The organism is Rhizobium sp. SRDI943, from assembly GCF_057653695.1.
The window spans coordinates 1,116,512-1,129,210 of sequence record NZ_JBYGKN010000002.1 but is presented as its reverse complement, the minus strand read 5'-3'; the positions used below and the strand labels follow the sequence as shown (position 1 = coordinate 1,129,210).

Here is a 12,699-nt window from a genome sequence, read left to right as displayed (position 1 = left end):
CGCAGATTTGCGGGTAGCCGACATGCCACCCATCGTCGCAGCATCTGCGCATGCGATCGTGTGCGGTCATTGTCCTGATGGCGCGGGTTCAATCGCTCATCGACGTGAAGGGAGACAATGACAGTGGTACGCAAAACCATCGGCGAGCGGCTGGCCCAGCTGGAAGCCCAGCGAAAGACATTGCAGATCCGGCTCGGCAAACAGGAACGCGCCATCGATACGCGCCGCAAGGTGTTGATCGGCGCACTTGTGCTGCATCGGCTGGAGAATGATCGCGAGGTGCAGATCGGCGGAGGACTGGCAGCCTGGCTCAGATCGGAACTGCCAAAGTTCCTCACCCGCGATGGCGACCGGGATCTGTTCGACGATCTGCTGAAGCCGCAGGCAAATGAGCCGACTATCGGCAATATCGGCAGTGGGAGTGCGGTATGATGATCCATGCCATCAAGATCAAGATTGCCTTCGCAAACATGATGCGCATGGCGGCCCGTGATCCGCTCTGGGCGATCGTCGCGTTCATCACCTTTCCGCTGCGATATGCCAAGTCGGTTGTCATGGGTGCATTTGGCTATTTGCTTGTCGTCTTCACCGTCTACTTCGGGATCGACTACCTCAGACGCGTGATGCTCGCCGGCCACAGGGGTGACGTCATCTGGCATATCGGCGATTGGGTGGTCATTCTTTTTGCCGTCGTGCTGCTCATACGATTGTTGTCGGTTCCCTTGATCACGCATTTTGGATCGGCGATGGACGATACGCATGGGTCTGCGCGCTTTGCCGGCCGAAGAGAGATTGCGCCGCTCACCAAGGCGGGCAGTGGCCTGCCGGCCAGCGGCCGATCGTTGCGACGAAGTTGCGCTATTATGCCGATCCGGAATTCGTCGGATTGTTTGGCAAGCAGGACAGATAAGGCAGGAGAGATGAACCAGGCGGTTCACATCACCCCGATGAACCGATCGGCGCGCGTCTTGGACGCATTCGCAGTCGCGGCAGCGGAAGATCCGTCATGACAGCGTGCTTGTGATTCCAGCCTCATTGATTGGCGCAACTGCTGAGTACCGGCGTCATCACCTTCACGTGCTCATCGATCCGCTCGAGCACTTTTCCCGGGACGACGGCCCGTTCCGGAAGGCTCCACCAATGCCTGTTGACGCGTTCAACGACATCGATGACCGCCTTGAGCACAGCCGGCTCCGGCAGCCTCGCGCGGTTGGCGAAGATCTTCCATCGCTGCGCGACGAGCGCCTTGAAGGAGCGCTCGCCGCCGAGCGACAGCGCCATCGCGTCGGCGGGAATATAGGGCACGGTCGACAGGACATCGTAGATCGGCGCGAGCTCCGGCTTGTCGCCATTGCCACGATAGATCAGCGACCAGTTTTTGAGGTGCATGTCGCCATTGCCGGTTATTGCCGTGAAGGCCAGACGGCGTACGAACTCGAGGGCGGCCGTCGGCGAGATGGCGACACCGAGGGCGGAGGCTATATCGTGGTATGCCGCGGCCTCGTATTTGCGCGAGGGATAAATGCCGAAGACCTGGGCGAAATCCTCGATATGGATGCGTTCGGCGCCGGCGCCCCGATCGAAGCGTTTGACCAGGAGGACCTTTCCGTCCGACAGCGTGTCGAACTCCTCGGGAATCCCTTCGAAATCGGACTTCTCGACAAGCTCGCGTTCTGGCACTTCCATGCCGATCGCTGCAGCCAATGCAAGGTTGGCGTACTCGTTTTCAGAGACACCAGGAAACGATGTCGAAGGAAACTTTGCGATGTAGTGGCCCTGCTCGTCACCCATCGGCAAGGTTAGGCCACCACCCCTGCCAGTGTTCTTCATCACCGAGAGTTTCATCTGCACACCCGCGAGTGAAAACCGGGCTTTCGGCTTGCCCCTCGACGCGTCCTCGATCACCGCCGTCGTGCCACCGCTCGGTACAACGCGGACAGCGCCCGGCAGGTCCTGACCGAGTGCGGCCAGTAGATCAAAATCGTTGCCCGCGCGCACATGACCTGCGTGGTGCTTTTCCATCGCCTCGCGCAATTTGTCCTCAGGAAGAAGATTGGCGAAGAACGCCGGCAAGGCGCCGGCAATTGGCTTGGGATCCTTGCGCAACCCTCCCGTCGCCGCCCGGAATGACAGGCTAAGGACTGGGAACCCACCCGTCGCGCGATAAGCTTCATCGAAGCTGAACGCATTGAAATCTCCAGGCGTCCTGACGAGTGTGCCGACCTTCAGATCGTTCAGCAGCACCTCAAGCGAAGGAATGGCGTTGGGAGCCTGAAACATTTTAGCCATGATCGTTATCGTCGGGGCGGGAGATGAAAGCCGGGAGATCATCGTCGTCATGTGGGCGCAGCAAGGCCTCGACCGCGGGAACCATTGCTTGGGGGATCATCATCATTTCCAGGCCGAGCGCGCGGGCGACATTCAGCAAAGTCGTCGCGCGAGCCGCGGCGACCCCCGTCTCGATGTCGCGATAACGAGGGCGCGAAATGCCAGCCAAATCGGCGACCTGTTCCTGGGTCATTGCCGAGGCCTGTCGTGCCTTCTTCAATAACCGCCCGATTTCGAGCAAAGCCGCCGAATCTGGGGTCATGATGATACCTGCGCGTTTCATTCGACATTGCCCTGATACGTATAGATATCTTCTTGTCCCGTTGTCAACGAAATAGATCTGTTTACGGATCATATTAGAGCAAACGATATGTTTAGAGATCATCGCCAGGCCTTCCTTAACCTCAACGGATAGGGCCGCCTCCAATTTGCCTGGCCAGTAGACCGTGGTGTTCAACACGCGGCGGCACTGTGTCGGAAATTGCCGAGCAGCGTGTCGCCCGCCCGCTGCTGACGCCTGCCGATCGTTGCGATGAAGTCGCGCTATTATTCGGACCCGAAATTCGCCGGATTGTTCGCCAGGCAGGAGCGATGAGTCAGGCGGTCCCATCACCCCGATGAATCGATCGGGCCTCATCGATTCACAAATGTCGTTGGACGCAGTGAACCGTTCTTTGCGATTCTGCCGACATGACAGTTCAGCCCTATCGTCTCTACATCGAACGAATCGATCCATCGAAGAACATGGCGCGCTTTTATGCGCTGTCGATCGAGCCGAACCTCTTCGGCGAGACCTCGCTGGTGCGCAGCTGGGGACGCATCGGCAGTCGCGGGCAGCAGAAGATCCATGTCTTCGATAGCGAGGCAAAAGCCGTCGATCTCCTGCTCACCCTATTGCACAGGAAGCGGTGGCGAGGCTACCTTCCGCTGCAGTGATCGACATCCGCGTCTCTCATGCCTGAGTGAAGGAAGAGACGGCTTACGCCGCCTCCTCCTCGTCGAGCTCCGGCTGCAAGGAATGCAGGTAATCGACGGCCCGCTGCGCATGCGCTGCCGCCGAGAAGATGGCGCGCTTGTCGTTGGCCAGAACCTTCAGCCAGCTATCGAGATAGCTGGCGTGGTCGGGACGCGGTTCAAGCTCTGGAACGATGCCGAGATCGGCGCAGAGAAACGCGCTGCCGAGTTCGGCAATCAGCTCTTCGCGGGCGCGTTCGCTCCGGTCTTTCGCGTAGCGGCTGAGATCGCGATCAAGCCGTTGCGGTGCGGCGGTCCAGTGCGTCATCTCGTGGCTGAGGATGGCGACGTAAGACGCATCGTCCCTGAAGGCATCCAGGCATGGCATCTGGATGTAATCACGCTGAGCGGCATAATAGGCAGCCGACCCACCGTGGCGGATCAGTGCCCCCGTATTGGCAAAAAAGCGGCCGGCATCGCCGATGCGGCTCATCGGATCCTGGTGAGGTGCGCCGTCGTCAAAGCGGCCGTTAAGACCGGCGATCTGATCGGTGTTGAACACCGTGTAGGCCTTGAGGAATGGAACATCCTGTTCGATCTCGGTCCCCGTGTCTGTCGTCTCGGTGCGGATGAACGAACTGGCAAAGACCACGGTCGTGCCGGTTTCGCCCTTGCGAACGGCGCCGCCGAGTTCGATGGCCTGACGAAAGGTCATCCAGCGAGATGAGGCAAAGCCGCGGGCGATGGCTTGCGACCACAGCAGCAGGACGTTGATCCCGGTGTAGGGTTGGCCGTTGTGGCGCAGTGGCCGGCCGACCCGACTTGCCGCATGTCCCGTCGTCCAGGGTTTGGTCCATGGCCGCACGCCCTGTTCGAGATCGGCGATGATCGTGTTGGTGATGCGGCTGTGGATATCGGATCGTTGATTGGATTGTTGCCTGCTCATGTTGGAACCTCCGTTTCGAGGTCGCGGCCATCGCGACCTGCTACGGCGGTCCGAAAGCCGGGCTGCAAGCGCTGCCTGCACCCGCAGGGCCGCAACGCAGTGGAGGACGGCAAAGCCGTTGCCGGCGGCGCGAGCCTGGCAGGACCAAAAGGCCGAAGTCTAGGTGGGAGGTTTTGACGCAGGCGGACATGGCAAATCCGCGAGGGGATCACATCGCTCGCGTCGCGGCTGCACGCGACGGCGATGGCTTGCTCGGCCGGCCCGACGATCGCCATTGCCCCGGCCGAGCGACTGACGCGCAAGACAGGCCAAACGGAGCTTCAAGCGTAGCCCATGTCCCTACGCCGCGCGCACCCTGTCCCGTCCGCTCAACTTGGCAGCGTAGAGCGCTTGATCGGCGCGTCGATAAAGCTCTGAAGCGCTGTCTGACGAGGCGCAAGCGGCGATACCGGCGGAGCAGGTGTAGCTGAAGTCGGGTGATTCAGGCAGAGGCCGGGAGAAGCGGATCACCGTCAGCATGCACTCGACCACGGCAATGGCGTCTTCCGGCCCGGTTGCCGGCATCACGAGAAGGAACTCTTCTCCGCCGATCCGTCCAAAACAATCGTTGCGGCGAACATTCTGATGAATGCGATGAGCAAAATCGCGCAGGACGACATCTCCGGCATGGTGACCAAGCCTATCGTTGATGTGCTTGAAATTGTCGATGTCGAATACGGCAAGGCATCCGTTGTTTCCGTGCCGGGCGGCTGTCAGCATGTCGTCGACGCGTGCCATCACAAAGCGGCGGTTGGCGACACCCGTGAGTTCGTCGGTGTAAGAAGCTTTGATCGCCTGGTCCCGATCCTGCCGGACAGTCCTGCCATGTACTCGTAAACTGGTGATGTCGCTCGCAATGCACAACATCCAACCGTTCTTCTGGACCGCCTCGGTCATCCAAAACCACCGGCCATCGCACAGGTCCGTCTCGAAAGCTCGATAGCCGATCTTGCCGCGGCGTGACTGCGTCGAGCGCAGCCACTCGTCGAAATTGCTCGTCCGAATGACAGTGTCTCGCGCGAGCTCGAAATTGCGCCGCATGAGATCAGGCCAGAGTGGAGTTTCATCGGGCTCGATGAAATAGACAGAACGAAAGGCGCTGTTGGCGTACCGCAGCCGGTCATGACCATCGTAGACGGCAATGAGCGTCTCTGTGCGTCCAGAAAGGTGCAGAAGCTGCTCGAAAATTTCGTCCATACCGAACACTGCCTGGTTGCCTTGGCATGACATGGCGCGGAAACCCTATGAGAAAAGAGCCGCCCCGCAAGTAAAAGGCGCCTCCAGTGATTACGGAAACGTCAACGACATGTCCGTTTTCAATCGTGATTGGACATCGGCCGCGACCTGAGCGACGCTGTTTTCGGGAGGCGGACCATCTATTTTTCCGGAGATAGGAGGCCGAAATGGAACAGTACGCACTCGATCAGTTGAAAACCATCGCAACGGTCAGCCCGACCTGCAAGCGCCTCGAAATAACGCGGCGCGAACGGCTTGAACGGTGGGCCGAAAGTCTCGAACGCAGCCCCAGACCGTTTCTCAAGACACTTCACGAAACCGAATATCAGCCGATTTCAGATCGGCTTGCCCTGCGCGATGACGGCACGCCCATCTCCGTCGCGTTCGCTGATCCCATTCTGCGGGCGGCGGGAATGGAAAATGACAGCTATGGAGAAGCCAAACGGTTCTTCGAACTCAGCGACGAGCAATTGCATGATCTCGTGTGCTTCTGCCATTTCGGTGAACGCGTCAGCGCGGCAGTCGTCGCTCGCCGTTTGCGAAAGATGTCAGGTTCCAAACCAAGTGGGTTTTTCGCTCAACTGCGCGCGTTCTTTGGCTAAGCACGGTTAAGGCGGCTGCTGTCGCTTGCCTCGGAAGAAAGGGCCGCCGGGTCATCGGCTGGTCCTCGTTTCGACGCGTGCCGACGTCGTCAGCTCAAACCGACCACACTCGCACCCGTGGGCTGACGACGTGTCGCCAACATCGCTCGCGCGGCATCCGATCCAAGGATGCCGCGGCGATGGTGAAGCGCGACAGCAGCTTATCCGTGGAACGGGGAACAATGTCGCCGCGACAGCGGTGAGCATGAAAACGGCAATCCGATGCGTTCTCCAAAATCGCGTCGCCGAACCCTCCAGCGATGTCGCCTTGCTCCGGCCTCGGCAATGCCCGTTTCCGCGACGGGATCGGCCGCTGTTTTCCATACAGGTCAATGGCTCGCTTCGGCAAAGTTTCAGTTGACCGTTTTCGATGGGGAGGTGACATTCTCCTGTAGCGAGGCAGGAGGAAGAAACGATGGACGAGGCAGACCGTTGGCGCCATATGGCAAGCGCACCGAAAGACGGTAGTCGGATCCTGGTCACGATCCGGCCATCCGAGCAGGGGCCGGCGGAGGTCGATCTCGCGTACTGGTCGAATGGCGATCAGTTCGCGGGAGAAGGCTGGCGGGCATCCGACTCCTCGCCGGGGCAGATCATCGAATACGCCGATCCGGAACTGAAATGTTGGATGCCAATGCCTTCGGCCAACCTTGGTCGCACGTCGATACCCCCACCCTGGGAGGGCGACGATGACCGGAACCTCGACGGGTCGGGGATCTGAAAAAATCGCGCTCAAGGACAATGTGACAAGCGGGTGTGGATTTGCCCTTCACGGGCTTCCTCGGATAACGAGCCCGTTCTCACGTTGTCGCGCCGCGAGTTGAAGCGGGATGGGCGATGTCTCGCATTGCGTAAATATCGGCCACGCTCGGAGAATTCCTGATCTTTCCCGGGAAGGCAAACCCGCGTTAAGCCGGCATGAGGGTTTCGCGTGCGAATTAGGAAGTGGGCGCCTCGCGACGCGTTTTTGAAGAACAGAGAAGGCAACTCCTTATTGGCGAACACGAAGTTCAGACACACGGGCTGGATGATCGTCATCATCCTATTCGCGATCGGGGCATTCCCACTGGAATCGACGGCGGCCACGGTGCGGGTCATAGACGGGGACACCATCCTTGTTGACCAAATCACGGTTCGGCTCGACGGAATCGACGCACCCGAGGCCGGACAGAAATGCGCTTCTCTCTCCGGACGGGATTGGCCCTGCGGCAAGGTCGCCATCGCGGCGATGGAGGAACTGGTGGCATCGGGAGACGTCGTCTGCGATGATCGCGGAGTGGACATCTATCAACGACAGCTGGGTGTATGTCGTGTCGGAAAGCGTGAGATCAATGCCGAAATGGTCGCGTCGGGCAACGCCTGGGCATTCCGAAAATACTCCACCGACTACGTCACACTCGAGGAAAGGGCCCACAACGAGCACCTGGGGATTTGGCAGGCTTCCACGATCCCCGCGTGGGATTATCGCGCCGACAGATGGAACGTGGCTGAGCAACAAGCGCCTAAGGGCTGCCCGATCAAAGGCAACATCTCCGAGAACGGCCATATCTACCATGCGCCTTGGTCTCCTTGGTACGACCGCACCAAGGTCGATACCAAGAAAGGCGAGCGCTGGTTTTGTGATGAAGCCCAGGCGCTGAAAGCCGGATGGCGGGCGCCGCAATGGGGCCATTGATCACGGAGACAGGGACTGAGCCCGTCTCCGGATCCTGATTTCGATGCGTCGCCGGGCCTCGACATTTCCTGCCTGCCCTACGGTGACGGTATCGCCCGGAAGTATCAATTGCGCCGCCGACATGGGAAGCACCGTTGCTTGCCCCAGTTTTGGATTCGCCTTGAGGATATTCGCGACGGCGATCGCCCGGGCCAGTCCCAGACCGGCGTTGTCGGCCGGCTCAAGGGCAGTGATTGGCAATTTACTGTCCAGGACATCGATGAAGGTTTTGTCGAGATTGGAATTTGTCCGGGCCAGCGGCTGCTCGTCGGTATGGCCAATGACCTCGATGACGTCGACCTGATAGCGAGACAGGTTATCCGCGATCTGGTCGGAGATGGACGTGCCCAGTTTCTGCTGAAATTCGTTTGTCAGCTCGGCGCTGCCTGACCTGAAATAATAGCCGCCCGCTTCGCTGAGATTGATGATGGGCGGCCACTCGTGTGGGCTTTTCGCCGCCGCGTTGGCGGTGACAAGCCTTTTGATCTCCGCGGGAGCGGCGTCGAGATCTATGCCGTTTTCGTTCAGGACTTTCCGCAACGCGGCCAGTTTTTCGAGCTCCGACATCTCGACCCCGCTTTTCTGCAAGCGCTCGACGGCCTGGCGGGCCGAAATCAGTTCGCGCCATTCCGTCTCGAACTTCTCCCGATCGACGGGTGAGAGGTTGCCGGCTCCAAGCCTGGCCTGAAGTTCGACCACCCGGGCGGTCGCGTCGAAATTGTCCTTCTTGAGCTCCGCCAGCTTTTGCTCGGTGACCTGCAGCTCCCGTTCGGCCTCATATCGCTTTTTCCTTTCGGCAGTCACCAGCGCGGCTGCCACCAGCAGGAGACAAAAGACGAGCAGCAGCATGGATTCGGCCATGGTCAGGCCCAGAATGAGGCCGCGATTGTAGCCCTTATGCTCGAGCTTCGGGGTCTCGGCTATGTGCGCTGCCAATTGAACCACCTCTTACGCTCGATCGCTGATGCAGGTCGCGGCTTATCATCGACTTCAACCGGTTTGGCTGGCGAGGCTTCAAGACTGGCCAAGTCGATCGCGGTTTCCTCGGAGACCGAAACCCCCGTCGGAACGGCCGGCTCAGGACGGTCCGCGTACGTGCTCGGGCTCGGGCCTGCTTCAGGCGGCAACGGTGTCGGGGGCTTCTCAAGAGCGCTGGCGATACGGTCGAGCTTTTCTTCAAGGGTCTGCAGCGGCTGCAGCGCTTCCTTGGTCTGCTCGATATAGGAACGCCCTCGCTCGGTATCCGCCTCCATGCGCTTCAAATGGGCCTCGGTCATCTCCCTGATGGACTCGATGACCGGCGTGAGTTCGATCTTGATGACATCTTCCGGGGCACGTATCTCGCCAAGCCGTGTCCCGACGCTTTCCACCGCGCCGCCGAACTTATCGATGATCGTCGAAAGCTGGCCGGTGGTTTCGGTCAGTTTCGCCGCCGCGTTGTTGTTGCTGTCATTGATGGTCTTATTGTGGGATTCGATAATGGCCGAAAGCTGCTGCGCCGCCTCTTGAATGGGCTTGATCGCCTCTTTCGACAGGGATTCGATCGCCTTGCGAATATCTTCGCCGTTCTTCTCTGCCTGGCGGGCGATCTCGTCGAACCCCTCCGACAGCATCTGGTTGCTGACCCTGCGGTAGTTCGAAAACTCCCGGGCCGAGGAATCGAGCTCGGTTCTGACGCGCCTGGTCATCTCGGCAAGCTCGTGCCTGGCACTGCGCTCGATGTCCAACGGATCGCGACGCATCTGGTTGAACAGGATCCGGAGCGTCACCCCGGCAATCGTCGACGTCACCGCGATACCGAAGTTTCGCACGATCGTGTCGATGGAGGTCTCACCGGCAAATAGATAGAGCGACACCCCGAGGCTCGAGAGCGTGAACAGAAAGCCCATGTAGTAGAGATTGTCGCCGGCCTGCTCGTTATGCAGCCGGAAGCCCGCCAATAGCAGGGAAGCGAGAAAGTAGGTCGCCATCAGCAGCAACGGGACGACGGTGACGACCGCCGTCGACCATCCCCATAGCTTGGCCGTCCAGATGAACACCATGCCGCCGATGGTTGTGAGCGCAAACAGCACCAGCGGCCCGTAGTCGCGGATCGCGGATCTTGTCACCTCTCTCGAGGCCATCAGCGTTTTCCTTCCAGACGGATGAAACCGTCGAAGTAGCCGTTATTCTTTGTGATCCACTCTTTCCAGAATTCGGCCAGTTCCTCGGCGGAGAATTTCAGGTTTGGACGCTGAAACGCGAGGATCTTCACCGACACCCCGTCGAGAGATGTCCTGAACTTATCACGCGCTTCGCTTTTCTGAAATTTCGAATAGGCGACACCGTCGCGGTAGTTCGAAAACGCCGGCGTGTGTTCGATCATGTCGGAGGCGACGAACAGGGCCCTGGGCGTTCCGGCGGGGAGGCTCGAGAACACCTCGAGGTTGATCCGCTGGATTCCGGCCATAATCGGCGAGGCATCGCCCGCCTTGCCGGACGCCAGCCTGCCAGCTATTTCCTCGAGGGGCTTTTGAAAGCCCTTTTCCCAACGGTCCTGGATCAGTCGTGGATTGCTGGTCCATTCATCGGCGAGGTCGCCGCTGCCCGGATTGCAGCCGTGGAACGTACGCTCCGGCTCGCCTTCCTTCTCGGTCAGCGAATAGATATCGATGGCACCGCCGACTGGAACTCTGGCCACGATTTGCTGAAACTGGTTCTTGAGATCAAGCGCCGTCGTGTCGGAAATGGGATCGGTGACGTCAAGCAGGATGGCGGTTTCGGACGTCGCGCCGGTGACCGGGCAAAGGGAGGCCTTGTCGACCGCCACGGTGCTGCTTGCCCTGTATTTGAGCCACCCGAACGCGCCGATAATGGCGACAGACACCAAGCCAAGGGCAATGGCGCCGACAATCAGTCCGACGGAATTGCCACCCCGCCTACGGCTACGCCTGCTGGATCGCGCCAAGGCCGGCCTCCGGGAATATGTTGTCCAGCTTGTGATAATTTTCGACAGCGGCTTCGAACTCGGCACCGATCCTGCGAATCTGCTCCGACAGTTCCGCCTGAGCCGCCTGAATTCGACCGCTCAAGACCGCGTCATCCCATTCCTCGCTGGTGCGCAGCACCGGTGTCAGGCGCTCGAGCTTGTAGGGATGGGAAAAATAACCGGGCTCGGGTTCCGTCCGTCCCGCGCGGTTCGCGTCGCGATAGATCGTCAGCAGCGCGTTGGCGGCGCGCTCGAGATTGCTCTGATGCTCCGCAAACAGTCCCACGGTCCGCGTCCGGTGAGCGATGATGGCCGCGCATTCCTGGCGCCGCCCGCTGAGATCGCGCACGATCTCCTCGATCTTGGCGTTGTGATCGTCTCTTATGTCACGGAGGTTGTCGATGAGCTCGAGCTTCCGGTCGATGTAGTTCGCACGCGCGCTGTCCAACCGCTTCCTCACGCCGGCAAAACCCGGATAGGGATCCGTTAGGTAGCAGCCGTCGATGAAGGCCAGGATCGAAAAAAGCAGTCCGACGGCGAAAAGCATCCAGGAATTCAGTTCGGCAAGCTCCAGCGGCGCGTTTCCGAGCCGCGATATGACTTCCGCGCCGGCTCCGGAAAGAACGGTCGATGACACCTCGCGATAATGCGCCAGGGCTAAATTGATGCCCAGGGCGATGCAGATATAGGCGACCAGCCCACAGAACCCGAGCAGCTTGAAAAACAGGGATCGATGGACGAGGAAGCGAACGCAATAAACCGAGAACAGCAGAGCCGATCCGATGTTGAGGACGGCGAACGCGATCGCCTCCGTCACGCCGCCGACGATCCCCTGCTCGCTTCCCTTGGCGAGAAAGCTTCCATTCATGATCATCTCGAAGAGCACGAGGAAAACGATCAGGGCGATCTTGAACGCCTGCGCGGCGGCGGTCGAAACCTTCGCGGCGCGGTCGAGATTGTGTTTCGCCTTGAAGGATGACATCTCGTCCTCGGCGGCCTTCAGGTCGCGGCGCAGCCCGTGCAGTTCGTCGACGCCACTTGCCACCTCGGCCTTGAAGTCGGATACGCTCGACGCGTTGGCTTGCCGGATCAGTCCGAACTGCCCCTCGAAGTCGAGATTGCGCAGGCGACCCTCGAAGGTCTGAAATTGATCCTCGAGGACCTGATAGGAGGCGGCCTTCTCCTCCTCGATCCGAGAGACTATCCGCTGCTCGACCTCGTCCGGCGACGCGGCGCTTGGCGCGGGCCGATTAAGCTTGCCGTTCTCGGCACCCTTTGCCCGCAGATCGAGCGTGGAACTGGTCTTGTCAATATCGAGCGAAGGGAAGATGTCGGTCGAGGCACGAAAGTCGTGGCTGGATTCCCGAACGCCCTCCCAGAGCCTGTTCAATGCTTCAAAGCGCACGCGAAACCTTTAGTAGTTTGTTTACCAAATGATGCTGCTGAACTGGATATCGCAGCGGTTGTACGTGGTCCAGCGTCCGTTTCCTTCGCCGATACTAATCGAGCCATACGGTTAATCGAGATCTTTTCCAAACATACACGAAATGCTCGCGCCCACGGCAGATCGCGGCCAGTCTGCGGTCCTTTTCAAAGCCGCGCCGGTGATGGTCGATCGTTGTTGGTCCGAAAACACTTGTCCGGCGACCGAGCGAAATGGCTCGCGATCGGCCACGTGGCGCCAAAAATCCGTAACAGCATCGTGGCGGGCGGTCGCTGCCGCAGGCCCAAGCTTAACGCGCGGCCGTGCCGGCCACGGCAAGGCGCCCCTCCAAACAATGAGCATACCAGGCGAAGGCGCGTCCGCGCCGGCGCCAGTTCGCGCACGGCTTGAGCGGTTAAAAGGGTAGCCGCAGGGTTAGCGGAGCGCCGC

At 59.9% G+C, this 12,699-nt stretch carries 13 protein-coding genes and 1 pseudogene; 6 read left to right on the top strand and 8 right to left on the bottom strand.

The features are described 5' to 3' along the window. Positions 1-117: 117 nt before the first annotated feature. Together AC245Y_RS29565 and AC245Y_RS29560 are read left to right on the top strand one after the other, a co-directional pair. The gene (locus tag AC245Y_RS29565; protein WP_017996521.1) at positions 118-432 is read left to right on the top strand and encodes a hypothetical protein; all 315 of its coding nucleotides are present in this window, start codon (positions 118-120) and stop codon (positions 430-432) included. Continuing rightward, positions 432-848 (top strand): annotated as a pseudogene (locus AC245Y_RS29560) (hypothetical protein); the annotation flags it as partial. The gene AC245Y_RS29565 and the pseudogene AC245Y_RS29560, both read left to right, overlap by 1 nt. Positions 849-1,032: 184 nt before the next feature. On the opposite strand, the gene AC245Y_RS29555 reads toward AC245Y_RS29560, so the two are convergent. Then, the gene (locus AC245Y_RS29555) at positions 1,033-2,289 is read right to left on the bottom strand and encodes a type II toxin-antitoxin system HipA family toxin (protein WP_017996523.1); all 1,257 of its coding nucleotides are present in this window, start codon (positions 2,287-2,289) and stop codon (positions 1,033-1,035) included. After that, a complete protein-coding gene (locus tag AC245Y_RS29550; protein ID WP_017996524.1) occupies positions 2,282-2,611 on the bottom strand; it encodes a helix-turn-helix domain-containing protein in 330 nt (109 codons plus the stop codon). The genes AC245Y_RS29555 and AC245Y_RS29550 overlap by 8 nt, the downstream gene beginning before the upstream one ends. Positions 2,612-3,018: 407 nt before the next feature. Here AC245Y_RS29550 and AC245Y_RS29545 point away from each other — a divergent pair, with 407 nt between their 5' ends. Next, a complete protein-coding gene (locus AC245Y_RS29545; protein WP_017996525.1) occupies positions 3,019-3,264 on the top strand; it encodes a WGR domain-containing protein in 246 nt (81 codons plus the stop codon). A gap of 43 nt (positions 3,265-3,307) precedes the next feature. On the opposite strand, the gene AC245Y_RS29540 is transcribed toward AC245Y_RS29545, so the two are convergent. Next, positions 3,308-4,228 carry an ArdC family protein gene (locus AC245Y_RS29540; RefSeq protein ID WP_017996526.1) on the bottom strand — a complete coding sequence of 307 codons (921 nt, stop codon included), beginning with the start codon at positions 4,226-4,228 and terminating at the stop codon, positions 3,308-3,310. 339 nt (positions 4,229-4,567) lie between these two features. After that, positions 4,568-5,464 carry a GGDEF domain-containing protein gene (locus AC245Y_RS29535; RefSeq protein WP_017996527.1) on the bottom strand — a complete coding sequence of 299 codons (897 nt, stop codon included), beginning with the start codon at positions 5,462-5,464 and terminating at the stop codon, positions 4,568-4,570. Positions 5,465-5,670: 206 nt separating this feature from the next. On the opposite strand from AC245Y_RS29535, the gene AC245Y_RS29530 reads away from it, so the two are divergent. The 3 genes from AC245Y_RS29530 (at position 5,671) to AC245Y_RS29520 (ending at position 7,819) form a co-directional block, all read left to right on the top strand. Beyond that, positions 5,671-6,105: a hypothetical protein gene (locus AC245Y_RS29530; protein ID WP_012763335.1), complete on the top strand. Its 435-nt coding sequence runs from the start codon at positions 5,671-5,673 to the stop codon at positions 6,103-6,105. Positions 6,106-6,559: 454 nt separating this feature from the next. Continuing rightward, positions 6,560-6,865, top strand: coding sequence for a hypothetical protein (locus AC245Y_RS29525; RefSeq protein ID WP_003548855.1), 306 nt, complete (start codon positions 6,560-6,562; stop codon positions 6,863-6,865). A gap of 210 nt (positions 6,866-7,075) precedes the next feature. Then, positions 7,076-7,819, top strand: coding sequence for a thermonuclease family protein (locus AC245Y_RS29520; RefSeq protein WP_017996528.1), 744 nt, complete (start codon positions 7,076-7,078; stop codon positions 7,817-7,819). Here AC245Y_RS29520 and AC245Y_RS29515 read toward each other — a convergent pair whose 3' ends face one another. From AC245Y_RS29515 to AC245Y_RS29500, 4 genes are read right to left on the bottom strand one after another with little or no spacing between them, the layout of a single operon-like run. After that, positions 7,820-8,794 carry an OmpA family protein gene (locus AC245Y_RS29515; RefSeq protein ID WP_026157620.1) on the bottom strand — a complete coding sequence of 325 codons (975 nt, stop codon included), beginning with the start codon at positions 8,792-8,794 and terminating at the stop codon, positions 7,820-7,822. It abuts the gene before it with no gap. Further along, the gene (locus AC245Y_RS29510; RefSeq protein ID WP_017996530.1) at positions 8,779-9,981 is read right to left on the bottom strand and encodes a membrane protein; all 1,203 of its coding nucleotides are present in this window, start codon (positions 9,979-9,981) and stop codon (positions 8,779-8,781) included. Before AC245Y_RS29510 ends, AC245Y_RS29515 begins: the two co-directional genes overlap by 16 nt. Then, a complete protein-coding gene (locus AC245Y_RS29505) occupies positions 9,981-10,805 on the bottom strand; it encodes a hypothetical protein (protein WP_003554102.1) in 825 nt (274 codons plus the stop codon). The genes AC245Y_RS29510 and AC245Y_RS29505 overlap by 1 nt, the downstream gene beginning before the upstream one ends. Beyond that, a complete protein-coding gene (locus AC245Y_RS29500) occupies positions 10,783-12,231 on the bottom strand; it encodes a hypothetical protein (protein WP_017996531.1) in 1,449 nt (482 codons plus the stop codon). The genes AC245Y_RS29505 and AC245Y_RS29500 overlap by 23 nt, the downstream gene beginning before the upstream one ends. Positions 12,232-12,699 lie beyond the last annotated feature (468 nt).